Below are 24,846 nucleotides of genomic sequence, written 5' to 3'. Positions count from 1 at the left end.
CTATCGGCGGGACAGGTGGACGCCGGCAATCATGCAGCGCACGGATCCACCGGCAGTTTCAATTGTGGGAACCGAAAGCGGCAGCGGCGTCGCGCTGGCCTCGATTGTTGCGATTTGTTCGGGTGTCAGCGCCGCAAGCGCCCGGCTGGACAGGGCCAGAACCAGACCGTCGCGCCCGCTGAGTTCGATAGCATTACCCGCAAACTCGGCGATTTGATCATGGGTCAGGTCGATGACGGTGCGACCAGACTCTTCCAGCCGAGCCTTAACCGTCGCGCGCCGTTCAGGGTCGGTGATCATATCCAGACAGATCAGGGCGTATTCGGTGCCGATGCCCATAAGGACATTGGTATGATACACATCGCGCCCCTCAGCATCCTGCGCTTCGAACACAATGGGCTCATAGTTAAAATGAGTGCAGAAACGCTCGAGCAACACGGGATCAGCGCGGTTGGATTTGACCGTGTAGGCAACGCGACCCACGTGATCCAGAACCATCGCACCGGTGCCTTCCAGCGCAAGCTTGTCCTGTTCCAACCCAGAATAGTCGATCACGTCCTGTACGCGGTATTCCTGTTTCAACAATTCGATGACATCCGCGCGGCGTTCGCGCCGACGCGAGGGAACGAACATCGGATAGATTGCCACATGGCCGCCGGGATGGGTTGAAAACCAGTTGTTCGGAAAGACGCTGTCGGGCGTGTCCCGGTCGCCGTGGTCGTCAAACACATGAACTCGCACCCCGGCTTCGCGCAGTTGAGCGACCGCTGTGTCGTGTTCGTCGCGCGCTTCGGCCGATGTCGCCGCTGCCGCGTGGTTGGCCAGTGTCTGAAATGCATTGTCATCGTGGGTCTCGGGGTTCGAGGTAAAGGCGTGAGGCCGGATCATCACCACGGCCGAGGGGGCTTGCAGGGACTGCATCAGAAGCTCCGGGTTGGGCGGTCAAAAATGCGGCGGCCCAGCAATGAGGCGGCCAGATCGACCATCAGTTTTGCGGTACGGCCGCGTTCGTCCAGAAACGGGTTGAGCTCGACCAGATCCAGTGAGCAAACAAGGCCACTTTCGTGCAGTAACTCCATCACCAGATGCGCCTCGCGTTCGGTTGCTCCGCCGGGGACAGTGGTGCCGACCGCAGGCGCGATGGACGGGTCGAGGAAATCAACATCAAGCGAGACGTGAAGAATGCCGTCCTCGGCTCGAACACGGTCCAGAAACGCAATCAGAGGGGCCTTGATCCCGTGTTCGTCAATGCTGCGCATGTCTGCCAGCATGGCGCGGTCTTGTTCCAACCGGGCGCGTTCAGCCGGATCGACTGATCGCAGGCCGATCATACCGACACGGTCGGTCGGAACCGGGGCAGGGACGGGAGGGAAGGCGTCAAACCCGGGCTGACCCGTGAAATACGCCACCGGAGTGCCGTGCAGGTTTCCGCTGCCGGTGCTCTCAGGCGTGTGAAAATCGCTGTGTGCATCCAACCAAAGGACGAATAGGGGCCGTCCTGCCTGCTCGGCATGTGCGGCCATACCGGCAACGGTGCCCATCGAAAGGGCGTGGTCGCCACCCATAAAGATCGGCAAGCCCTGTGTGGCTGCCTCCTGCGCTGCACGGCTAAGTGCGCTGGTCCAGCCAATGACTTCGGGCAGGGCAAAGAGGTGGTCGTGCTCGGGGGTGTCTGTGGCGTCGGGGCTAATATTGCCGAAGTCGGTAACCTGACATCCAAGATCTGACAGAGCCTGATCCAGACCTGCCACGCGATAAGCCTCAGGCCCCATTCGGCAGCCCTGACGGCGTTTGCCTGCGTCCATCGGGGCGCCGACCAAAATTACGTGTTTATTCTCCATATGTTTATCTAGGCGGACAAGCTGGGTTGCGGGAAGAAGGCAAAATGTTCAAAATGGAACAAGAAATTTCGAATTGAGAAGGCACTATGGACGATTTGGATAGTAGATTGCTCAGCGCGCTACACCGGGATGCGCGGGCCTCGTTGTCTGAGCTTTCTGAAACGTTGGGTGTCACCCGAACAACGGTACGAAGCCGCCTGAACCGCCTGAAGCAATCGGGTGAGATCGTGGGTTTTACGGTGCTCACCCGGCAGGATGTTGCGGAAAGCCCCGTGCGCGGGCTTATGATGCTTGAGATCGAGGGTCGTGGAACCGAACGCACAATGGCCAGAATCGCGGCGCTGCGTCAGGTACGGGCCGTGCATTCCACCAATGGCGGTTGGGATCTGATCGCTGAGATCGGCACTGAGACGCTGGCCGAACTGGATGAGGTTCTGTTTCAGATCCGTCGGATGGAGGGGATCACCCGATCCGAAACCAACCTGCTTCTGTCTACACGCAAAGGACGCCTCTGACCGCGTCTAGAGCTTTGAGGTTCAAGGAAATTGTGCCAGAGTTGCCCTGCGCCGCATATCCCGTTGCGGACGCGCAGAGCAGGGAGAGGCCATGACCGCGCAGGAAACCGACAAAGAACTGTGGGCCGTTCGATTGGCTGAGCGGGTCACTGGGTTTCTCGAAAAACCGGTTTTGCGGATTGCGGTTCCGATTCTGGTCATGCTGATCGCGTTGGTGGTTCTACATGAGCTGTCACAACACGTGAAATGGTCAGACGTGCAGACGGATGTCGCGAACACATCCTGGACGCTGATGTTCATTGCCCTGTGCTGGACTTGCTTCAGCTTTCTGTCCCTGTCCATGTACGATGTTTTGGCCGTTCAGAGCGTGGCAAAGGGCGAAGTGCCGTTGACCGTAGCAGGCATGGCCGGGGCCAGCGGTTATGCGGTGTCGAACTGTCTTGGGTTTTCCTACATCACCGGGACCGCAATCCGCTATCGCATCTATGCGTCGCTAGGTTTGGACCTTAGCCGCGTCGCCGGGGTTATCGCGACATCGTGGATCGCCTTTTGGTCCGGTCTGGTTCTGTTGCTGGGTATATTGTTCACCCTGCACCCGGATGGGATATCCAAAATCCTGCCGATCAGCGACACCACTGAAACCGTTATCGGGCTAAGTCTGCTTGCGGGGCTGGTGGTTCTGTTCCTCTGGCTGGCAAAGGGCGGGCGCAAACTGGCCTATGGCGGGTTTGGGTTCAACCTGCCCGGCGGCAAACTGGCGGGATTACTAACCCTGGCCGCGATCGGTGATCTGTTCGGCGCTTCGATGGTGCTGTATACGTTGATTCCCTCCGACCTTGGGGTTGGGTATCCCTATTTCTTCACGATCTTTATCGGTGCCATCGCGGTTGGAATTCTCAGCCATGCTCCGGGCGGGATAGGCGCGTTCGAGGCGACCTTGATTGCAGGGCTGGGGGCATCAGGCCGTTCTGACGTGATCGCGGCCTTGCTGCTGTATCGGCTGGTCTACACGTTCCTGCCATTTGTGATTGCCAGTCTGTCGATCGCTGTCGCCTCTGCCCTGACGCATCGCCACCATATCAGCGGGGCCGCTACGTGGGTTTATCGCGCGATCCGGCCGATTGTTCCGATGGTGGCCGCAGGTGTGACGGCTGCTGCTGGGATCATCCTGCTGGTTTCGGGCGCTTTGCCGTCCAGCAGTCAGAGCCTTGGTGTTTTGCGGGATTTTCTACCTCTTTCCTTTGTTGAGGCCTCACATCTTGCAGGCAGCGTAGTTGGCGTGTTGCTGATCCTTGTGTCACGCGGACTGTTCCGCAAACTCTACCGGGCGTGGATCGCGGCGATGTTGCTGATGCTGGCAGGGTTCGTGGCCTCGCTGACCAAGGGGCTGGATACGCACGAAGCGATTGGCATGTTGGCCTCTATCGCTGTTCTGGCGACGTTCCGAGGCGCGTTTTACCGTGTCAGCGGCGCGTCGATCTTTCGCCTGAACATACCGTGGCTGGTCAGTGTCATCGCTCTGCTGGCCGTCATCTTCTGGATCGGGCTGTTCGCCTATTCCCACGTCGAATACCAGAACGCGTTGTGGTGGGAATTCGCTTGGAACGGCGATGCCTCGCGGTTTTTGCGGTCCAGTCTGGTGGTCGCGGTGATCCTTGGTGTAGTGGCCGTGAACTCGTTGTTTGGACGGGAAATTCCTGAAGCAGTGCGCACAGAAATCCCACCGGTCGTTGAACGTCTGGCTCTGGAAAGCGAAGATACCGAGGCGCAGATTTCGTTGACCGGTGACAAGCAATTCCTGATCGCACCGGACGACAGCGCATTTCTTGCCTATGCCGACACCGGCAACGCGCTGATCACGAAGGGTGAGCCAGTAGGCGATGAAAAGGCCGGGCAGCAATTGATCTGGCAATTGCGCGAAATGGCGGATCGCGAAGGCAAGCTCTGCGCGTTTTACAGCGTGTCTACCAAGTACCTACCCACCTTCTTGGACCTTGGCCTGTCGATCCTGAAAATAGGCGAGGTCGCACGGGTTCCGCTCAAGGATTTCTCGCTGGACGGCAAGTCTCGTAAACGGTTCCGGCAGGCCAAGAACCGGGCCGAACGCGAAGGCTATGTGTTTGAGATCATTCCAAAAGAGGAACTGGCCCCAGTCCTGCCCGAGCTGCGCAATATCTCGGATGATTGGCTACAAAACAAAGCAGGCGAAGAGAAAGGCTTTGCGCTTGGCGGCTTCGACGACGCCTACTTGTCTTACTTCGACCATGCTGTGCTCAGGGCCGGCGATACCGGACAGATTGTTGCCTTTGCGAACTTGTTTCAGGGTGGCCACAAATCCGAATTGTCTCTGGACCTGATGCGTTATGAGCCCGATAGCCCCAGCTTTGTCATGGACGCGCTCTTTGCCGAGATGATGTCATGGGGGGCAGAGCAGGGGTTCCATTGGTTCTCACTTGGTGCCGCGCCGTTTTCAGGGATTGAGAACCGGCAGCTCGCCTCGTTCTGGAACCGCGTCGGTGGGTTCGTCTATGAACATGGCGAGCAGTTCTATCACTTCGAAGGGTTGCGGTCGTTCAAACAGAAATTCGACCCGGAATGGAGCCCGAACTATCTGGCCAGTCCTGGTGGATTCGCCGCACCGCGCATTCTGTATGAGGTGAATATCCTGATCTCGGGCGGGCTGCGTGGCCTGACCAAATAGCGGTCAGTTCAGGCTGGCCCGTGTCGGGTCCTGTTGCAGCAGATCACCCCAGTCGGTGCGATAGACCATCTCGGCCAGCACGGTTTCGGGCAGAAACTCCTGATTCTGACGGATCTGCCAGCCCCCGCCCAGACCTTTGTATACGGCGACCAGATTGCTGGAGACCTGCTGCCGCGCCTCGATCAGGTTGGCTTGCGATCTCAGCAGCGCCGTTTGGGTGTTGAGGATACGAGAGTAGTCCGCAATCCCGTCACGGTATTGATCCACCGCAATCTGGGCAGCTTTGCGCGAGGCGGAAACGCTGTTTTCATAGAACCCCACCTGTTTACGCGACTGGGCATAGGCCACCATCGCGCTTTCGACCTCGGAATAGGCGGTCAACACGGTGTTCTGGTAATTTGCGATCAGCGCCTGATAGGCGGCATCCTGCGCACGGACGTTGTTCTTGATCCGGCCGTAATTCAGCACATTCCAGACAACCCCGGCGCTGGCCAGCCCGGTATTACTGTTCGAGCTGAACAGATCACGACCACCCGAAGCCTGAAGGCCAATCGACCCTGACAGGATGAACTGCGGGTAAAGGTCGGCCAGCGCGATACCGACCTGCGCTGATTGTGTAGCCGCAGCCAGCTCGGCCGCACGTACATCCGGGCGGCGGCGCAGCAGTTCGGCCGGAACGCCTACGGCCACATTGGACCGGGCCGAGGGAATGCGCCCGGTATTGCCCAATAGGCTGGTCATGCGTGACGGTGTCGCCCCCAGCAAAACTGCCAGCGCGTTCTTGGCCTGCTGGATATCGCTTTCAATTGCGGGCACCAGTGCCTTGGTGTTGTTCAGCAGAGCAGTAGATTCCTGCACATCCAACTCGGTCGTCACGCCGTTGTTAAAGCGCAACTGGGTCAGATCAGCGGCTTCCTGTTGCAGCGTGATATTCTCACGTGCCACAGCCAGCGACTCCTGCAAGGCCCGGATGTTCACGTACAACGCGGCCACGTCTCCGGTCAGTGTCACCAGCGCGTCATCATAGTTCGCAACTTGCAGCGCCAGATTGGATCGGGCGGCCTGAACACCGCGCCGTTGCTGACCCCAGACATCCAGTTCCCATTGCGCATCAAACCCGACCTGCGAGGTCGAAAACTCGGTATCCAAAGGGATGATCCGCCGAATATCTTCAATCGGCCCAAGATTGTCGCTGAGTTGGCGCCGCTCGATCGAGGCACCGATGGCCTGTGACTGCGGATAGAGTTCGCCGAACGCGATCCCAAGCTGCGCGCGGGCCTGCAAGACACGGGCACCGGCCACTTGCAGGTCGAGATTTTGAGCATAGGCCTCGGCGATCAGCTTATTCAGAGTGGGGTCGTTGAATGTCTCCCACCATTTCACAACGGGCGCGCTACGCGAGGTCAGGCCGCTGGCGCCTGCGCTGGGGCTGTTCACCTCGATCCATTCCTTCACGACCGGAGAGTTCGGGCGCACGAAATCCGGGCCAACCGGAGCGCAGCCAGCCAGCAGGGCCGCGCACAGGGCGGTGCCGATCAGTCTGCGTTGTAGTCTGGCCCGGATCATGACATGCGTCCTCAGATATCCAATGGTCGGATGAAGTTGGCGAAGGAATAAAGGCGGATATTGATGCGCCGCAGGAACTCAAAACTTTTGCCCTGACCGGTGTAGATGGCCACGGCCGCGTGGCCACCGGCGGGGAAGGTGTGCCCGTCCGGGACATCGACCGAGATCTGCACCGCAATCCGCCCCGGTAGTTTTGGTAGCTCAAAACCAGGCAGGCGGCCTGACGGAAGATACTGGCCCTGACGCGTCGCCCACCAGATCGCCTCGACCTTGCCCTTCAGAATCTCACCGGGATAGAGGTCCAAAGCCACTTCGACCTCTTGGCCGGGTTCGACGAATTTCAGGTTCTGCTGCCGGTAGGTGGCCAGAATGTAGGGGTTTTCTTTGGTCACAAAGCTGGCAATTGCACCCAGCCGGATTTCCCCGACAACCAGACCCGGACGGGCCTGCTGTGAGACGATCATACCGTCTTCGGGCGCGTAAATCGTCGTGTTATCAAGAAAGTACTGAGCTTTCTCCAACTGCGCCTGCGCCTGAAGGATGCCTGTATTCACCCCGTCGATCTGCGAGTCCAGCGCCAGTTGTGCTTTTTCAAGATTCGCTTCCGCCTCTTTGATCTGGGCCTGATCCTCGGTGACTTGTTCGTTCCAGCGATCCAACTCATCCTGACGCGCACCGCCCGCAGGAACGAGGGTTTCATAGCGCGACTGTTGGGTCAGGGCATAGGCAAGCTGCGCATTCGCGCGTTCGACGTTTTCGGCGGCGACAATCACATCCTGTTCAAGGATTTTGGCGTTCTGCTCGGCGGCCACCAGCTGCGCGGTGGCCTCTTCAACCTCTAACGCGAATACGGTGTCATCAAAGCGATAGAGAGGATCGCCTTTCTTAACCTCGGTATTCGGTTCAACCAGAACTTCGGTCAAAAGGGTCGGTTGGGTCAGCCGAGGCACGATCTGGATGGTTGAGCGGACCACGTGGCTGTCGATGGAAAACGGCTGGAAGAACCGCAGCGCGACCAGAAAGATCAACAGCAGATGCGCACCGACCCAGAAGGACACGATGCCCCAGGCGATGTTGAACTTCAGCCATTGCATTTTGAAGAAAATGAACCAGACGAAAATGATGTAGAACAGCGTAATGCCGAGGGCGACAAACATATTCTGTGACTTCCTTTGGCCTTAGCTTTTCTGCGTTTCGTCTGGGTCCAGCGGGTCGCGGTATTCTTCGTTCAAGGTGCCACCTAACTTCTTGATTTCCTTGCGCACCGCGTCACGTTCGTCATCAGGCATACGGCGGATATCGACGGTGGCGCTGTCATGGAAGGCCCAGATGAAGGCGTGAACCCAGGGAACGACGGCCAGAAAACCCATCCACCCCATGATCTTGACGGACTCGGCATGTGGATGGTTACGCTTGATTGCGATCCGCCCCGGCAGGCCCATGATGAAAATGAAAAGCCCCATGACTGCGGCCAGCAGCAGAATCAATGCCACAAAAGTCAGATAATCATAGTAGCCAAGTGGCTGCCCCAATAAGCCCATGCTCGTGCCTCCTTTTGGGAAGGTTGCCCAATCCTCTGCCGTTAGCAACCGGTTCGTCAATCACTTTGTCAGGACACGTTGAAAATGCGGGTATACACGGCGCGTCGGACTGCCGCGACAGGTCGGTCGTTCAATATGCACACGCTTATCGTGATGAGAAGCGGTCTGCGCGCGCTTAAGGCGAATCGTCTGACGTCGGGCAAATGTTAATCTGTGTTTGCCACTCGGCGCATTTGGCGGCCAACTGCTCGGGCAGGGCATAGTCGGTATAAATCGCATCAACCTCTGACAGAGAGGCGATCCTTGCGGGGGCGCTGCGCTGGAATTTTGAGTGATCCGCCACAAGACATGTCCGGCGGGCTTGCGCGATTATTGTCTGGCTGACGCGAACCTCTTGAAAGTCAAAATCCAGCAGGTCGCCAGTGGAATCCATCGCTGAACACCCGATGATTGCATAGTCGAATTTGAACTGCTCAATGGTCGAAATGGTAAGGTTGCCGATCAGACCGCCATCCGAGCGCCGTAAAACACCTCCGGCCACGACAATTTGGCAGTTTGGGTTTTCGACGAGGATATTGGCAACGTTCATATTGTTCGTCACCACCATCAGGTCTTTGTGGTTCAGCAATTGACGGGCAACCGCCTCGGTCGAGGTGCCGATATTCAGAAATACAGAAGCCCCGTCAGGGATATTTTGCGCACAGGCCTGGGCTATCCGCGTTTTGACGCCGGCGTTCAGGGCGCGGCGATCCTCATACCCGATGTTCGAAACACCGGACCGTAGAACCGCGCCACCGTGCACGCGATCCAGCTTTCCCATATCCGCCAGTTCGGACAGGTCGCGGCGGATGGTTTGCACGGTAACGTCGAACCGCGCGGCTAGTTCTTCGACCACAACGCGGCCATCCTGTCTGGCGATGTTCAGAATGTCAGTTTGGCGAAAGGAAAGGGACACGATTGGCTCCAGCAGGGATATGTTCGGTTTTGTTCTAATTTTAGGATTTTGCAAGGGTTAGTCGTGACTAACTGCTTTTTTTACCGTAATCTGCGGCAAAGCGAACATAAACGAAAATCCACATTGACGAAGCGATACTATCTGCGGTTAATGAGCGCGCAAATTCCAACAGTGGGAATCATCTGGATATGGAACAGGCAAACCAGCAGATTTCGGACCTTTTCATCATCGGTGGCGGCATCAACGGTTGCGGCATCGCGCGCGATGCAGCCGGGCGGGGGCTATCGGTGTCTTTGGCCGAGATGAATGATTTGGCTTCGGCAACGTCTTCAGCCTCGACCAAGCTGTTTCACGGCGGTTTGCGGTATCTGGAATACTTTGAATTCCGGCTTGTGCGTGAGGCGCTGATCGAGCGTGAAACCCTGCTGCGAGCAATGCCGCATATCAGTTGGCCGATGCGGTTTGTGCTGCCGTATCACGCAGATATGCGGTTCGATTCCGAAACGCCGACTTCCCGATTGCTGAGTACGGTGATGCCGTGGATGAAGGGGCGACGTCCGGCGTGGCTGATCCGGCTGGGGCTGTTCATGTATGACCATCTGGGCGGGCGAAAAATCCTGCCGGGTACGGCCTCGCTGGACCTTAGAGCCGCGCCTGAGGGGCGGGTTTTGCAGGACAAGTTTGAAACGGCCTATGAGTATTCAGACTGCTGGATCGAGGATTCCCGTCTGGTTGTCCTCAATGCCCGCGATGCTGAGGCGCGCGGCGCGGACATCATGACCCGCACCGAAGTATTGTCTGCTGAGCGTGTCGATGATCTTTGGAAGGTGACGGTCCAAAGTCGCGATAGTGATCAGACTCGGGTTATCTGGTCCAGAATGCTGATCAACGCGGGCGGGCCTTGGGTCGGTGACATCATCCAGACGAAAATCTATGTGAACTCTCGCGAAGGGGTCCGGCTGGTGCGGGGCAGTCATATCGTGACTCCTCGGCTGTTTGACCACGACAAATGCTATTTCTTTCAGGGCGAGGATGGCCGCATCATCTTTGCCATCCCGTATGAGCGCGACTTTACCCTGATTGGCACGACGGATCAGGACCACTCAGATCCCTCGGAACCTCCGGTCTGTACCGAAGAAGAGCAAGAATACCTGTGCGCCTTCGCGTCGAAGTATTTTAAGCGACCTGTCACTCGTGAGGATATCGTCTGGACCTATTCCGGAGTGCGCCCGCTGTATGATGATGGGGCCAGCAGCGCGACGGCAGCGACGCGGGACTACACGCTGAAGGTCGATGCGCATAGCGGCGCTCCGGTGCTGAACGTCTTTGGTGGCAAAATCACGACTTACCGGCGCTTGGCGGAACATGCGCTTGAGAAAGTGGCTGAGCATTTCCCGGACCTGCCCGGTGCTTGGACGGCAGGTGTCGCCTTACCCGGGGGCGATTTCCCGGTTGATGGCGTGCAGGATCTGGTAGCCGGTCTTGAGGCTGATTACTGCTTTCTTGACCGGGCCTGGGCCGAACGCCTTGTGCGAGCCTATGGCACCGATGCACGGATTCTATTAGGGGATGCTGCGACAACCGAAGATTTGGGTGAAGGGTTTGGTGCCACATTGACCGCGCGGGAACTTGAGTGGCTGATGGACAAAGAATACGCGCGCACGGCCGAGGATGTTGTCTGGCGTCGAAACAAGCTGGGATTGCGCCTGTCCGCTGAACAAATAGCCCGGATACAAACGTGGATGGATCAACGCAGCGTAGACGCAGCTGCCTAAGAAAAAGCCCCGCCGGATTGGCGGGGCTTTTGCGTTATGCGGTTTCCTCAGATGGACCGGGATCGTTCTTGCTGCCCTTGATCCACTCTCTGAGGCCCTGCATGAGGGCGTATAGGACAGGCACCAGAATGACGCCGACCAGCGTGGCCGCCAGCATGCCGCCAAAGACGGCAACGCCGATGGCCTTTTGGCTGGCCGCACCCGCACCGTTGGCCGCCAGCAGCGGCACAACCCCCAACAGGAAGGACAGGGCGGTCATCATCACCGCGCGGAAACGCTGGAATGCGGCCTCGGCAGCGGCGTCCTTGATCGACAGGCCTTTGGCCCGTTGCTCCATCGCGAATTCGACGATCAGAATGCCGTTCTTTGAGGCCAGTCCCACAAGCATGATCATCCCGATCTGCGTATAGAGGTTGATGTCGCTGCCCACGATGGCCACGGCGGCCACCGCCCCGAATAGGGCTACGATCACCGACAACAGGATCGACACGGGCATCGTCCAGCTTTCGTATTGACCGACAAGGAACAGGTATCCGAACAGGATCGCCAACCCAAGGATCACGATCACCAGACTACCCGAAGCCAGCTGTTGCTGCGCCGTCCCTGTCCACTCAAAGGCATAGCCAGGGGGCAGGGCGGTGGCCGACTCCTCGGTCATGACATTGATCGCGTCGCCGCTGGACAGACCCGGAGCAGGCACCGCCGTAACGGTGGCCGACCGGAACAGGTTGTGCCGTTTCAACAGCACCGGACCCAGCACGTTTTCCACGTCGATCAGTGTCCCAAGCGGTACCATGTCACCCTGTTGCGAACGGACATAGAGGTTCGAGATATCCTCGACATTATCGCGATAGCTGCCGTCCGCTTGGATCATCACGCGATAGACCCGGCCAAACAGGTTAAAGTCGTTCACGTAATACGAACCCAATTGCGCCTGCATGGTCTGGAAAATCTCGGCCACGGACACGTTGAGTGTCTTGGCTTTCTCTCGGTCCAAATCGACGAACAGCTGGGGTACGTTCGCGCGGAATGTCGTGTAGGCCTGTCCGATTTCGGGTCGCTGGTTCGCCGCGTAGACGAACGACCCGACGGCCGAGGCCAGATCCTGTGGAGAACCACCGCCGGTCTGCTGCACCTCCATCTCGACACCGGCCGACATACCCAAACCCTGAATGGGCGGGGGGTTGAAGGCCACGATTGAAGCTGCGGATTCACCGTTAGCAATGGCCAGAACCTTCGCGAGGATTGCGTTTGCGCTCAGGTCGTCCTCTTGCCGCTCATCCCAATTGGTCAGGTTCACAAAGATCGCCGCGCCGTTGGTGGTCGTTCCGTTCAGCAGTGAGAAACCGTTGACCAGAACAGTACTTGCGACGCCGGGGATTTCCCGGATTTGTTCGTCGACACGGGCCGAGACGGTCTCGGTCCGCTCCAACGTGGCGGCGTCAGGCAACTGGATGTCCACGAACAGATAGCCGTTATCCTCAAGCGGGATAAAGCCGCTGGACGTGTTCGACATAATCGTCCCGGTTCCCATCGCAAGCGCGACGATCACACCCAGCGCAACCACCGGCAGGATCAGCAGCTTGCGCACAATGGCGACATAGCCACCGCGCACCGTCCCGATGAACTTTTCGAACACCGCCAACAGCCCTTTGGGCGGGCCGGACCGCGCCCGCAGCACCAGTCCGCACAAGGCCGGAGATAGCGTCAGCGCGTTGATTGAAGAGATCACCACGGCGGTCGAGATCGTCACCGCAAACTGCGAATAAAGCCGCCCCGAAATGCCCGGCATGAAGGTCACGGGAACGAACACCGCCAGCAGAACCAGCGTGGTCGCGATCACCGGTCCAGTGATCTGGCCCATCGCTTTGCGGGTCGCTTCGGCGGGGGACAGCCCCTCATCCGCGATGATCCGTTCGACGTTTTCAACCACCACGATGGCGTCATCCACCACGATCCCGATAGCCAGCACCAGCGCGAACAAAGAGATCGTGTTCAACGACATGCCAAAAGCCAGCAGGAACGCGAATGTCCCGATGAGTGACACCGGGATCGCGACGGCAGGAATAATCGTCGCCCGCCAACTGCCCAGGAAGACGAACACAACCGAGATCACCAGAATGAAAGTCAGGATCAGGGTCGAGACCACGTCATTCAGGGATTGTTCCACAAAGTCTGTGGTGTTGAACGGAACCTGATATTCCACATCGGTAGGGAAGGATCGGGACAGGCGCTCAAGTTCGGCCTGCACGCGTTCAGACACGGCGAGTGCGTTTGCTCCGGGGGCCTGATAGATGCCGATTACCGTGGCCGGAACCGCCTGGAAGTAGCCCGAGGCTGAGTAGAACTGCGCACCCAGTTCGACTCGCGCGATGTCTTTGACCCGAACGATCGACCCCGCATCACCGGTGCGGATCACAATGTCTCCGAATTCAGCAGCCGAGGTCAGGCGACCTTTGGTCTTGATCGTGTACTGAAATGTCTGGCCTTCCGGCACCGGGGGCGAACCGATAGAACCGGCAGAGACCTCGATATTCTGTTCGCGGATGGCGTTGATCACGTCGCCCGGAGTGATCGACAGGGCTGCCATCTGATCCGGGTCCATCCAGATCCGCATCGCGTATTCGAGGTTGGTCAGAACATCCGCTCTGCCAACGCCCTGAATCCGTGCCAAAGCGTCTTTCAGGTTGATCGAAGCATAGTTCGACAGGAAAACACTGTCATACGTGCTGTTGGGCGAGGTCAACGTCACCAGAAGCAGCATGTTGGTCGACGCCTTTTGCGTCACAACACCGGATGAGGTCACTTCGCTTGGCAGCGATGACATCGCCTGTGCCACGCGGTTCTGCACGTTCACCGATGCGATATCGGGATCGGTCCCGACCTCAAAGGTAATGTTCAACGAATACGAGCCGTTATCTGACGATGTGGACGTCATGTAGATCATGTCATCCACGCCGTTCACCTGCGCCTCAATGGGCGCAGCAACGGTGTTTTCAACGGTCTCGGCGTTGGCACCGGTATAGGTGGTTGTGACACTGACGACCGGAGGCGTAATGTCTGGGAACTGCGCAACCGGCAGAACCATGTAGCCGATACCGCCCATGATGGTCAGCACCAGCGAAATGACTAGCGCCAGCTTGGGCCGGCTGATGAACAGGGCTGAGAACATCGGTTATTCTCCCGGCTGCTCAGACGCCACAACGGCGTCCACAGCCACACCGGGGCGTACCCGTTGCAGGCCTTCGACAATCACGCTTTCACCTTCGCGCAGACCGTCTTTGACGATGACTGCCGATTCAACAGTTTCTCCTGTGGTGATATAGCGCTGTTCGACCATCTGCTTGTCGTTGACGACCAGTACGAATTCACCCCGCTGATCGCGTTGCAAAGCGGCCTGCGGGATCAGGACCTCAAGCGTGGGCTCAAGCGCTTCGATGCTGACGTTCAAAAAGGCCCCGTCGATGATCAGCCGGTCGGTATTGTCGAATTCGGCCCGTATCGTGATCGCACCGGTCAGAGGGTCGATCCGGTTGTCGACAAAGACAATCTTGCCGGTTTCATCAAGTTCCGATCCGTTGGGCAGGGTGACATGTACATTCGGGCTGCTTTCGCTTTCGGTAAGGGATGAGGCGTTCTCTCCAATGGCTTCAAGAACCGAGGTGAATTGCTTTTCGTTCACAGAGAAATTGACGTAGATCGGAGCCTCGCTGACGATATTGACCAGCGGAGGGTTGGTCGGCCCGACCACATCGCCGACACTGATCGCAACCCGGCCAATGCGGCCGGTAAAGGGGGCGTGGATCTGAGTATAGCTGAGGTCCAGTTCGGCTTGTTGGATGGCGGCCTTTGCCGCTTTGACCTCGGCCTCTGCCACCAATTCATTGGCACGGGCGATATCGCGTTCGGATTCTGGTGTCGCGTCGCGCTTATACAGCTCTTCTTTTCGCGCCAGGTCGACTTTGGCCAGCTCCAGATTGGCCTGCGCCCGGTCCAGGTCGGCGTTTCTCGCGTCCAGCGTGGCCTGATACAGGTCCGGCTCGATGGTAAACAGCAGGTCACCCTCGTTTACCAATGCACCGTCTTCAACGTTCTGACTGTCCAGAAACCCGCTGACCCGCGCAACGATATCAGCCTTGTCCAGCGCCTCGGCACGACCGATAAATGTGGCTTCCTCGGTGATTTCCTGCGTGTAGGCTGCCGCAATCGAAACCTTTGGCGGGGCGGCTTCGCTTTGATCCTGAGCCGTGGCCATCTGCGCCAGTCCCAAACAGAACACAGCGGCGGCGGCTGGTCCGTACAGGCGGAGTTTGGAATTCTTTAATGCAAGGGACATGGCACACGCCTCGTAAAAATCGTGAATTTGGTGCAGGGCAGGTTGGCTGCCCCGGCGAGTCGATTGAGTTTCCGGTCAGGATGGCTGTTTTGCGACTATATCTCAAGCTTGTTGAATACGATTAGCCTGTGGCAATTCGCAAATTTTTTCCCGTCTTTGGGCTGACTTAGGCCGATGAATGGGGGCCTCGGAGCTTTGAGTTTGACAAGGGCAAAGAAAAAGGGGGCCGTTTGGCCCCCTGTCTGATGGTTCTGAATTTGCGCCGGATCAGTCCCGCGTGCCGGCAAACCGGGTTTCCCAATCCTCGCGCTGTTCGTCGGTGATTTTTGCGAACAACACATCCGGGACCGAGAATTCATGTCCGGCGGGCAGCGCTTCCAGCGCGGCAGCGACATCATCGGGCCACCCGGTGTCCAGCGTGTTCATCGCGCTCAGCATCTTGGCCGAGGTTTCGGGGATGAACGGCGCGCTGAGTACCGCGTAGAGGCGGATCAGGTTCAGGCCCAAGCGTACTTGCGCGGCAGCCTGTTCGGGGTCTTCCTTGAACGTCGACCACGGGGCGGCGGATTGCAGATACTCGTTTCCAGCAACCCAGATCGCCCGCAATTCCTGTGCAGATTTGCGAACCTCCATCGCCTCCATATGTCCTTCATAGGCCCGGACGCGTTTGGTGAGCTCGTCGATCAGCGCGTTCTCGCGCTCGCCATAGCTGCCACCCTCGGGCACAGCTTCACCGAATTTTGACCGGCAGAACTTGGTGATCCGGCTGACGAAGTTCCCCAGAACGTCCGCGAGGTCCTTGTTCACGGACTGCTGGAAGTTCTCCCACGTGAATTCGCTGTCGCTGCTTTCGGGCGCATGGCTCAACAGCCACCAGCGCCAGTAATCGGCAGGCAGGATTTCCAGCGCCTGATCCATGAACACGCCGCGGCCCTGTGAGGTCGAGAATTGGCCGCCGTCATAATTCAGGTAGTTGAACGACTTGAGGTGATCGACCATCTTCCAAGGCTCGCCCGAGCCCAGAATGGTCGCCGGGAAGGACAGGGTATGGAAGGGCACGTTGTCTTTGCCCATGAACTGAACATAGCGAACGTCGTCGGCACCTTTATCGGTGCGCCACCAGCGCTCCCATTCGGCATCCGACTTGCCGTTTGCTTCGGCCCATTCACCTGCGCAGGCGATGTATTCGATGGGCGCATCGAACCAGACGTAGAAAACTTTGCCTTCCATGCCCGGCCATTCCTGATCACCTTTCTTGACCGGTACACCCCAGTCCAGATCGCGGGTAATACCCCGGTCTTGCAGGCCGTCACCGTCATGCAGCCACTTCTTGGCAATCGAGGTGGTCAGGATCGGCCAATCGGTCTTGCTGTCGATCCATGCGTCCAACTGATCCTTCATCGCCGACTGACGCAGATACAGATGCTTGGTCTCACGCACCTCAAGGTCGGTCGAGCCGCTGATTGCGCTGCGTGGCTCGATCAAGTCTGTCGGGTCCAGCTGCTTAGTACAGTTCTCGCACTGGTCGCCGCGCGCGCGCTCGTACCCGCAATTGGGGCAGGTGCCCTCGATATAGCGGTCGGGCAGAAAACGGCCGTCGGCGTTGGAATAGACCTGCTTTTCAGTCACTTCACGGATCAATCCGGCATCGTCCAGTTTGCCCGCGAAATGCTGGGTCAGTTTCTTATTCTGATCGCTGGACGAGCGACCAAAGTGATCGAAGCTCAGGCCAAAGCGTTTTGCGATATCGGCCTGAACGCCATACATCTCGGCGCAATACTCGGCCACCGGCTTACCTGCCTTGGCGGCGGCCAGTTCGGCGGGCGTGCCGTGTTCATCCGTGGCGCACAGGAACATGACCTCATTCCCCCGGCCACGCTGGTAACGTGCGTACAGATCGGCAGGCAATTGCGAGCCGATCAGGTTGCCGAGGTGCTTGATCCCGTTGATGTAAGGGATCGCCGAGGTAATGAGAATCCGAGCCATGTTCCGTATCCGCGTATCTGTCTGCGCGCTCGTCTACAGTATGTTCCCCGCCAGCAAAAGCCCGCTTTCATCCTCGCGATGAATAATGAGGGGGTAACTCCGCGACTTAGGCTGCGCTCAGAGCATCATGGCACCGACGTTGACTATTTATCCCCGAGCGGGGCGATGATGTATGGTAGACTGACGCACATAGCTCAGGGGGGATTTTAGTATGCCAGATTCAAGGATAGGGCGCAGTGCTGCTGTTACAGCCTTTTTCAGCGCCGCAGCTATGTTTTCCATCAGTGCCTTTGCCGATCAGAAACCCTCAGATGATCCGGTCCATGCCTTTGATCACGCGATGCTCTCGATCTTTCATCGTGGTCAGGACGCGCTTACGGCGCAAACCCGGCCTGTCATGATTATCGCCCGCGATGTCACTGTGATGACCCGGAACGGCGAGGCGACCTATCCAAGGGATGCGCCAGCCTACCAACATCTGAAATCCACGTCGCATGTCATCCTGGGAATTATCGGCGCCGTGACACCTTGGCCTGATGCGGACGATGAGCGCTGGAAGGAAGAGTTTTCAAGTATTGTCAAAGAAATAGACACGTTTCTTGCAGTGATTGACGGGTTAGCCATTGCCGAGGACGATGTCGCGAGCCAACGTAAAATGCTCGAAATTGCCCGAAGCTTCGCTCAGGACGCGCTGGATCAGGGCCAGATCACGCGTGAGGTTGTGTCAAAGGCAATCAACGACATGCGGCCCATTTGGGCAGAGAATATGGAGAAATCGGCCCGCGCCGAGTTGAACGCTTTGCATTCCGCCGTGTCTGACGCGCGTGCAGCAATGAGCGATGACGAATGGGCAAAGATGTACGTCGTGCATCACGGCGGCTCCAGCGTCAAAGACGTTAATGTCGTCCTGCTATACTTGCAGCGCGTGATGCCGGAAAAGGTTGCAGCCGGGCAGATTTTGTTTGCCGAGAATGCGCACGGGAACGACGCCTTGGCCGGTTATGCGGGGTATGTGCGTATGCAGCGGCACGTCGGTGCCTGGGCGTTCGGAGATCCGGAGAGGATGCGAGTTGACCTGCTGGGATACGAGGCCGGGGCGATCCTGGACGAGATGATCCCGGCACCGCCGCCAAAGCCATCCGACTAAATTTTTGCATAGCAGAGTATCGTGACCACCCGGGCTGGCGTGCGGGTGTCCCTTTTCGCACGGCCTGAGAATAAAATGACCCGCAGTCAGGAATGCAGATTGCGCCCGGTTTTGTGGTGCAAATAACCTCTGGTTGAAACATAGAATCACAACCTCTTGAAATTCTGAGATGACTTCCCATCTATATTGCATACCAAAGTATACAAAAATAACGGGGACACTGTGCTGATGTTCAGCTTTCTGCTTGAGGGTGCGTTTGTGCCCTTTACCATTTCGCTTGCGCTTTTGTTTGGCTTGTTGGGGCTGGAACTGGTCGCCCTGATGCTGGGCGGGACCCTGATGGCAGGTGGTGGTGAGGCCGATCTGGACATCGTCGATGCCCCCGATCTGGACGTTGCCGATTTCGATCTGGATATCGACGCCGATGTCGATCTGGGCGAGTTCGAACTGGCCGAAGTAGAGACCGAAGTCCCCGATGGTGCGCCCGCCGGACCTTTGGCGTGGCTGGGTATGGGGCGGATGCCCTTCATGATCTGGCTGGTGGTCTTTTTGGCAGGGTTCGGCCTCAGCGGTATCGGTTTGCAACTGACATTGCGCGACCTGTTGGGCTTTGACCTGCCCAGTTGGATCGCCGCAATCCCCGCCGGAGCATTCGGCCTTTGGTTCGCGCGCGGCTTTGGCGCGGTGTTCGCCCGCCTTCTGCCCAAGACCGAGACCGAAGCAATGTCTGAAAAGATGTTGGCGCGTCGCCGCGGATTTATTTCGCAGGGAACGGCCTCTCGCGGTCGTCCTGCCGAAGTGCGGGTCATGGATCGCTATGGGAACGCCCATTACCTGCGGGCGGAGCCTTTGCAAGACAAAGATACGCTTGAGCAAGGCACTGAGGTGCTTGTCCTGCGCGACCGACGGCGTGACCGGTTCGTTCTGGTCGGCTTGTCCGAGTAACCAAATTTCAAACCCCAAAACGGAGGATTTTGCATGGAACTTACATTCCTGGCCGTCACAGTTGTGACCATTCTAGCGGTAATTTTGTTCATAGGCCTCGTGCTTGGCCGCCTGTATCGCCGCGCAACCCGAGAGATCAGTCTGGTGAAAACCGGCGCTGGCGGTAAGAAGGTCATCATGGATGGCGGTGTCATTATCGTGCCGCTGCTGCACGAGGTTAGCCCCGTAAACATGAAAACCCTGCGCCTTGAGGTGCAGCGCAGCGGTGAGGCCGCTCTGATCACCAAAGACCGGATGCGTGTCGACGTGGGCGTCGAGTTTTATGTCTCGGTCATGGCGACAGAAGAGGGCATCGCGCGGGCCGCGCAAACGCTGGGCGACCGCACTTTCGACGTCGAGCAACTGCGCGAGATGATCGAAGGCAAGCTGATCGACGGTCTGCGTGCCGTGGCCGCTCAGATGACAATGGATGGTCTGCATGAGAACCGCGCCGACTTTGTGCAAGAGGTGCAGAATGCGGTGTCCGAGGACCTGCTGAAAAACGGTCTGTCGCTGGAATCAGTCTCTCTGACCGCGCTGGACCAAACGCCGTTCGAAGCACTGGATGAGAACAACGCCTTTAACGCCGTGGGTATGCGCAAGCTGGCCGAGGTCATTGCCGTATCCAAAAAAGAACGCGCGCAGATTGATGCCGAGGCTGAGGTTGAGGTGCGTCGTGCGGCGATGGAAGCCGAGCGTCAGAAGTTGCTGATCGAGCAGGACGAGGCGCAGGCCCGTATCGAGCAAACCCAGAAGGTCGAAACCCTGCGCGTGGCGCAAGAGGCTGAGATTGCGGCACGGACCGAAGACTCGGTTCGTGAAACCGAGCGTGCTCGGATCGCCCGTGAAGAAGCCATTCGTGCAGCAGAGATTGAGCGTGAGCGTAAGATCCGTGATGCGGAGATTGCCAAAGAGCGTGAGATCGAAGTGGCCGAGCAGGAACGCCAGATCATCATCGCGCAGAAATCCGAAGAGGAAAGCCGCGCGCGTGCTTCTGCTGATCTGGCTCGCGCCGAGGCGACCAAGGCGACCGAAGCTGTGGCAACCGCGCGTGAAGTGGTAGAGGCTGAGCGTCTGAAGCAGATCGCGCTGATCGAAGCGACGCGTGAGGCGGAACGTCAGGCCACGGCGATCCGTCTGGCCGCACAGGCCGAGAAAGAAGCTGCCGCTGACCGAGCAGAAGCCCGCCGTGAGGAAGCTCAGGCCGAAGCGGATGCGCTGAACATCCGGGCCGAGGCCAAGAAGAACGACATGCTGGCCGAAGCGGAAGGTAAGCGCGCGATTGTCGAGGCCGACAACGCTCTGTCCGCCGAGCAGATCCGCATGAAGGTCGATCTGGCGCGGATTGAGACCATGCCGTCGATTATCTCGGAGATGGTCAAACCGGCCGAAAAGATCGACTCGATCAAGATCCATCAGGTTGGTGGCATCGGCGCAGCCGGTGCTGGCGGTGCAGCCAACAGCGACAAACCAGTGGTCAATCAGGCGCTGGATTCGATCATGGGTATGGCTGTGCAGATGCCCGCGCTGAAGAAACTGGGTGAAGAGCTGGGCCTGTCGATGGAAAACGGTGTTGGCGGCGTGGTGAACGGCGCGTTGGAACAGACGCCTGACCCAGCAAACAGCGTTGAGGTGTTGGAGGAAGAGACCCCTCCGACGCAGCAATAAACAGAAGGGCCGGGATTTCCCGGCCCTTTTTTCTTAATCGTCACGGGATCGTTTCAGCAATCGACCAATGGTGAAGGACGTGCGTGGGGCATAAACGTAGTTCGTGCGTTCCTCTGGCGTTGGCCGCGATTTCATACGGGCAAGGCCGAAGATGATCAGGCCAAAGTGCCCGACGGCGACAAACCCGAACAAAGCGCCCGGTCCAAATTGCTGGATCAACGTGGACGAGATGTAGGGGGAGGCGATAGCCCCAAGCGCATACCAGAACATCAGGGCGGCAGCCAACTCGACCCGTTGTTCGGTTGTGGCAAAGTCGTTGGCGTGGGCGGATGAGACCGAGAAGATCGGGAAGGTGGTCAACCCAAAGAACACAGCAGCCAGCATTACCCCGATAGTGCCAGCACCGCTTGCGGCCATTGTCACGCCGCAACTTACAACTGCTGCGGCCGACAGCCAGATCAGCACCCAGCGCCGGTCGTATTTGTCAGCCAGCCAGCCTAGCGGGTACTGCGCCAAAGCCCCTCCCAAGACGAAGGACGCAAGGAAGAACGCGATCTGGTCAACGCCCAGCCCGACTTCTTGCCCGTAAACCGGGCCGACCATCCGAAACGACGCTGAGCTGAGCGCAGCAACGATCACGCCGGCAACGGCCAGGGGTGAACTTTGCCACGCCAGTTTCGGGCGCAATCGTGGGGCGTCGGGTGTCTTGGGTTGGCTGGCTTTGGTCAGGGTCAGGGGCAGCAGCGCCGCGCAACACAAAATAGCCAGCAGGTTGTACGAGACATATGATGCGGGCGGCAGAATCGCGATAATCAGCTGAGCCCCTAGAGAGGCACCCATATCAACAAAGCGATAGGTCCCCATCGCACGTCCGCGGGTTTCATTGTTGACCTTGGCGTTTAGCCAGGCCTCAATCACCGTATAGCTGCCAGCCACACAGGTGCCGGAAGCGATCCGCAGGGCGGCCCAGATATATGGGTCGTCGGTCAGGGTGTGTCCGATCAGCCCCATTGCACCCAGCGCGGTGCAAACGGCAAAGGCGCGCGAGTGGCCGATATTGCCCATCAGACGCGGTGCCCACCAACACCCAACAAAGAAGCCGATGAAATGGGCTGACCCCAACAGACCGATCTGCTCGGTCGTGAAGTTCAGGGTTATGCCCGAGATAGCATCCAGCGGACCAACGCCGCCGTTTGAAAGTTGCAGCAGAATGACAGAAAGAAAAAGGGCGGCGAAGGATATGATAGTACGCATGACAGGTGCACCTTGGCGCATTCTGATCGGCATGCACGCACCTAATCGACTTTGCAGAGTCGTTTTTTGCCTATCTGACCCGTTTGATTTCTGCGCGGATATCCAGACCGACAATATCCTGTACCAGATCCGCGTAACCGGAGGCTCCGAAATCATGGCGATTCAGGGCTCCGATCAGGTGGATCGAAAGGTCGTCCAGATTGTCTGCGGCACTGCCGGGGGGGCGAAAAAGATCGGCCTCAAGGGTGATCGGCTGAGTTACACCGCGCAAGGTCAGGTCTCCGGTGATTTTGGCGCCGCGTGAAATGCGACCGCCTTCGCCCAGCTCGACTTGCGTCGAGACGAACTGAATGGTCGGAAACTGCGCGACGTTCAGGACCGTGTCGCCAAGCATTGCCCTGCGGGCAAATGGCAATTTGGTGCGGGCTTCGGAAGCGTTCAGGGTCACGCTGACACGGCTGTTTGTCAGATCGTTCAGGTCGATTTGGATGTCCGCGGCTTCGATCGGCATCGTGCCGGATTGGGCAAGGCCGGACAGGTCGAAGGTAAAGTCAACGGATGTGCCGTTGGGGACAAGCTCATAAACAGTATAAGACGCATGAGCCGGGCGGGTCAGGGGCAGGGCGGCCAGCCCGGCCAGCAGGGTGCGGCGATGCAGACGCGTCATGCCATGGCCTTCTGTGCGCGCGGGCGAGAGCGGTTCAGCAGAACCAGCAGGATTGCGATGTTCAGCCCGTTCCAGAGAATGCCGTTGATGAAGGCCAGTTGGTAATTGCCGGTCACATCGTAAATCCAGCCCGACATCCAGCCTCCTAATGCCATGCCCATGATGGTCATCATCATGACAAAGCCGACGCGTGCGCCGGCCTCTTGCGGGGGCATGTATTCGCGCACAACGAGGGCATAGCTGGGTACGATACCGCCCTGCGCCAGTCCGAACAGCAGGCTGATGACATATAGCGAAACCATCCCGTTATAGGGCAGGAACAGGAACAGGGCGATACATTGCAGAACCGAGCCGATCAGAAGGGTCATGATCCCACCCAGCTTGTCGGCCACCAACCCCGAGATCACCCGGCTGACGACCCCGCCCAGTAGCATTAGAGACAGCATTTCTGCCCCGACGGCGGGGCCATAACCCAGCCCGACGCAATATGAGACGATATGGACCTGCGGCATCGACATCGCGACGCAGCAACCGATCCCGGCCAGGCCGAGAATATATTGCAGGGCGCGTGGCGAAATCCCGACGCTGCGCGCGTTGATCTGCGCGTTGGCGGCGGCGGTGTTGTGCGCCTCGGCCGGGACCTGACGGCGCAGCAGCAAAGACAGGGGGATGACGACGGCCAACGTTATCACGGCCAGTGTCAGATAGACCTGTTGCCAGCCGTCCCGGGCCAGAATGCCCGACAGCAGCGTGGGCCAGATCGCCCCGGACAAGTAGTTCCCGCTGGCCACCAGTGCCACAGCGATTCCGCGCCGACGCATGAACCAGTGTGAGATATCGGCGATCAGCGGGCCAAAGCCGATGGACGTCCCCAACCCCAACAGAAGGTGCGCGACCGACAGCAGCAGGATATTCGGCGCCCATGTCGCAAGCAGATAGCTAACCGCGCTCAGGACGGCTGCGCCGATCAGCGCCTTGGTCACACCCAGCCGGTCGACCATTTGCCCCAGCCACATATTCCCCAGCGCAAAGCCGATCATGGCCAGAACGTATGGCAGCGAAGCCTCGGCCCGGCTGGCGTCGAACTGTGCCTCGACGGCGGGCATCACCACGATCACGGCCCACATACCAACATTCGCCACCATCGCGATGGCGAGCGTGATCAGAAGGCGTAGCCAGGAATAACGGCTGTCATGGATCGGATGGCTCATGCTGGAACGCTAGGGCCGGGTTCGGGTTTTTGCCAGTCACAAGTTTCGTGATCGTTGTGAGGTGTCACGCCAATACATCTTCCACCTCGGCCCGTTGCAGGTTCAGCCCGGCGCGCGCTTTGGTCTGGGTGGCGTGCCATGTGACGGGGGGCAGAGCGCGGGCGCGGCGGCGAGTCAGGGTCCAGCGGCGGACCTCTCTGTGATGAGTTGCGGCCATGTGCCAGCGGGTCTCAACCCCTTGCGCGCCGCCGTCTCCGGGGGTCAGCAACAACCCCAGCGGAGCCTGCCCCATCGCGCCGCCCTGTTCGGCAGCCAGATGCATACGCCGTATCGGCGTCAGCCCCGGCGCGCCGGGCAGGTCGCCGATGATCAACGGGATCGCTCCGCTGCGCAGCGCCTCTTCGATACACCACAGCAAATCTTCGGCGCGGGTAGGGCGGACAAAGATGAACCGGGCGGGATCGGCAAAAGGCATCATGCCATCGGGGTTCAGCTGGCCGGACTCCCACGCGGGAGCAATCCACAGCACTGGCCCTTGCGCCTGACCCGCCAGCCACATGGCAAAGCTGCGCCGGGCGGGGCCGCAGGCCTCATGCACGCGGCCCAGTTGCAGGGTGATCTGCGGGTGCAGAGTCAGCCCCGGCGCGGTGCGCGCGGGTTTATGACCAAGAAGGTTTGTAGACATGCCGTCAGCCTAGC

Annotated in this window: 19 protein-coding genes; 6 read left to right on the top strand and 13 right to left on the bottom strand. The window is 58.7% G+C overall.

The features are described 5' to 3' along the window. Entirely contained in the window at nt 1-921 is a 921-nt protein-coding gene (ctlX, locus tag ACOQOY_RS04170) for a citrulline utilization hydrolase CtlX (RefSeq protein ID WP_420584227.1), read from the bottom strand. Then, nucleotides 921-1,841, bottom strand: coding sequence for an arginase (gene rocF, locus ACOQOY_RS04165; RefSeq protein ID WP_420584226.1), 921 nt, complete (start codon nt 1,839-1,841; stop codon nt 921-923). Before rocF ends, ctlX begins: the two co-directional genes overlap by 1 nt. 86 nt (nt 1,842-1,927) lie before the next feature. Here rocF and ACOQOY_RS04160 point away from each other — a divergent pair, with 86 nt between their 5' ends. Next, the gene (locus tag ACOQOY_RS04160) at nt 1,928-2,356 is read left to right on the top strand and encodes an Lrp/AsnC family transcriptional regulator (protein WP_420584225.1); all 429 of its coding nucleotides are present in this window, start codon (nt 1,928-1,930) and stop codon (nt 2,354-2,356) included. A gap of 91 nt (nt 2,357-2,447) precedes the next feature. After that, complete coding sequence (mprF, locus tag ACOQOY_RS04155; RefSeq protein ID WP_420584224.1) at nt 2,448-5,057, top strand: bifunctional lysylphosphatidylglycerol flippase/synthetase MprF; 2,610 nt, start codon at nt 2,448-2,450, stop codon at nt 5,055-5,057. A 3-nt stretch (nt 5,058-5,060) separates the two neighbouring features. Here mprF and ACOQOY_RS04150 read toward each other — a convergent pair whose 3' ends face one another. From ACOQOY_RS04150 to ACOQOY_RS04135, 4 genes are all read right to left on the bottom strand, one after another. Next, nucleotides 5,061-6,623: an efflux transporter outer membrane subunit gene (locus tag ACOQOY_RS04150; RefSeq protein ID WP_420584223.1), complete on the bottom strand. Its 1,563-nt coding sequence runs from the start codon at nt 6,621-6,623 to the stop codon at nt 5,061-5,063. An 11-nt stretch (nt 6,624-6,634) separates the two neighbouring features. Next, nucleotides 6,635-7,780, bottom strand: a complete 1,146-nt coding sequence (locus ACOQOY_RS04145; protein WP_420584222.1) for an HlyD family secretion protein — start codon at nt 7,778-7,780, stop codon at nt 6,635-6,637. 21 nt (nt 7,781-7,801) lie between these two features. Continuing rightward, entirely contained in the window at nt 7,802-8,164 is a 363-nt protein-coding gene (locus ACOQOY_RS04140) for a DUF3302 domain-containing protein (protein ID WP_420584221.1), read from the bottom strand. 175 nt (nt 8,165-8,339) lie between these two features. Beyond that, complete coding sequence (locus tag ACOQOY_RS04135) at nt 8,340-9,119, bottom strand: DeoR/GlpR family DNA-binding transcription regulator (protein ID WP_420584220.1); 780 nt, start codon at nt 9,117-9,119, stop codon at nt 8,340-8,342. A 188-nt stretch (nt 9,120-9,307) separates the two neighbouring features. On the opposite strand from ACOQOY_RS04135, the gene glpD reads away from it, so the two are divergent. Next, a complete protein-coding gene (gene glpD / locus ACOQOY_RS04130; protein WP_420584219.1) occupies nt 9,308-10,894 on the top strand; it encodes a glycerol-3-phosphate dehydrogenase in 1,587 nt (528 codons plus the stop codon). Nucleotides 10,895-10,928: 34 nt separating this feature from the next. On the opposite strand, the gene ACOQOY_RS04125 is transcribed toward glpD, so the two are convergent. From ACOQOY_RS04125 to metG, 3 genes are all read right to left on the bottom strand, one after another. Beyond that, nucleotides 10,929-14,066, bottom strand: a complete 3,138-nt coding sequence (locus tag ACOQOY_RS04125) for an efflux RND transporter permease subunit (protein ID WP_420584218.1) — start codon at nt 14,064-14,066, stop codon at nt 10,929-10,931. Between the two features lie 3 nt (nt 14,067-14,069). Then, entirely contained in the window at nt 14,070-15,230 is a 1,161-nt protein-coding gene (locus tag ACOQOY_RS04120) for an efflux RND transporter periplasmic adaptor subunit (protein ID WP_420584217.1), read from the bottom strand. Between the two features lie 267 nt (nt 15,231-15,497). Further along, on the bottom strand, nt 15,498-17,216 hold the full coding sequence (gene metG / locus ACOQOY_RS04115; RefSeq protein WP_420584216.1) for a methionine--tRNA ligase: 1,719 nt from the start codon (nt 17,214-17,216) through the stop codon (nt 15,498-15,500). 211 nt (nt 17,217-17,427) lie between these two features. Between metG and ACOQOY_RS04110 the strand changes: the two genes are divergently transcribed. The 3 genes from ACOQOY_RS04110 to ACOQOY_RS04100 all read left to right on the top strand — a co-directional run bounded on the left by ACOQOY_RS04110 (nt 17,428) and on the right by ACOQOY_RS04100 (nt 21,015). Further along, complete coding sequence (locus tag ACOQOY_RS04110) at nt 17,428-18,363, top strand: hypothetical protein (protein WP_420584215.1); 936 nt, start codon at nt 17,428-17,430, stop codon at nt 18,361-18,363. A gap of 228 nt (nt 18,364-18,591) precedes the next feature. Further along, nucleotides 18,592-19,308: an OB-fold-containig protein gene (locus ACOQOY_RS04105; RefSeq protein WP_420584214.1), complete on the top strand. Its 717-nt coding sequence runs from the start codon at nt 18,592-18,594 to the stop codon at nt 19,306-19,308. Nucleotides 19,309-19,341: 33 nt separating this feature from the next. Further along, the gene (locus ACOQOY_RS04100) at nt 19,342-21,015 is read left to right on the top strand and encodes a flotillin family protein (protein ID WP_420584213.1); all 1,674 of its coding nucleotides are present in this window, start codon (nt 19,342-19,344) and stop codon (nt 21,013-21,015) included. A gap of 33 nt (nt 21,016-21,048) precedes the next feature. Here the strand turns inward: ACOQOY_RS04100 and ACOQOY_RS04095 are convergent, their stop codons facing one another. The 4 genes from ACOQOY_RS04095 to ACOQOY_RS04080 form a co-directional block, all read right to left on the bottom strand. After that, nucleotides 21,049-22,269, bottom strand: a complete 1,221-nt coding sequence (locus ACOQOY_RS04095) for an MFS transporter (protein ID WP_420584212.1) — start codon at nt 22,267-22,269, stop codon at nt 21,049-21,051. Nucleotides 22,270-22,339: 70 nt separating this feature from the next. Next, nucleotides 22,340-22,936 carry a YceI family protein gene (locus ACOQOY_RS04090; protein WP_420584211.1) on the bottom strand — a complete coding sequence of 199 codons (597 nt, stop codon included), beginning with the start codon at nt 22,934-22,936 and terminating at the stop codon, nt 22,340-22,342. After that, a complete protein-coding gene (locus ACOQOY_RS04085; protein ID WP_420584210.1) occupies nt 22,933-24,147 on the bottom strand; it encodes a CynX/NimT family MFS transporter in 1,215 nt (404 codons plus the stop codon). Before ACOQOY_RS04085 ends, ACOQOY_RS04090 begins: the two co-directional genes overlap by 4 nt. Before the next feature lie 64 nt (nt 24,148-24,211). Continuing rightward, nucleotides 24,212-24,832: an ImuA family protein gene (locus ACOQOY_RS04080; protein WP_420584209.1), complete on the bottom strand. Its 621-nt coding sequence runs from the start codon at nt 24,830-24,832 to the stop codon at nt 24,212-24,214. Nucleotides 24,833-24,846: the final 14 nt, after the last annotated feature.

It is taken from the genome of Ruegeria sp. (assembly GCF_965221235.1).
Lineage (GTDB): Bacteria > Pseudomonadota > Alphaproteobacteria > Rhodobacterales > Rhodobacteraceae > Ruegeria.
This window is presented reverse-complemented; position numbering and strand designations above follow the sequence as displayed.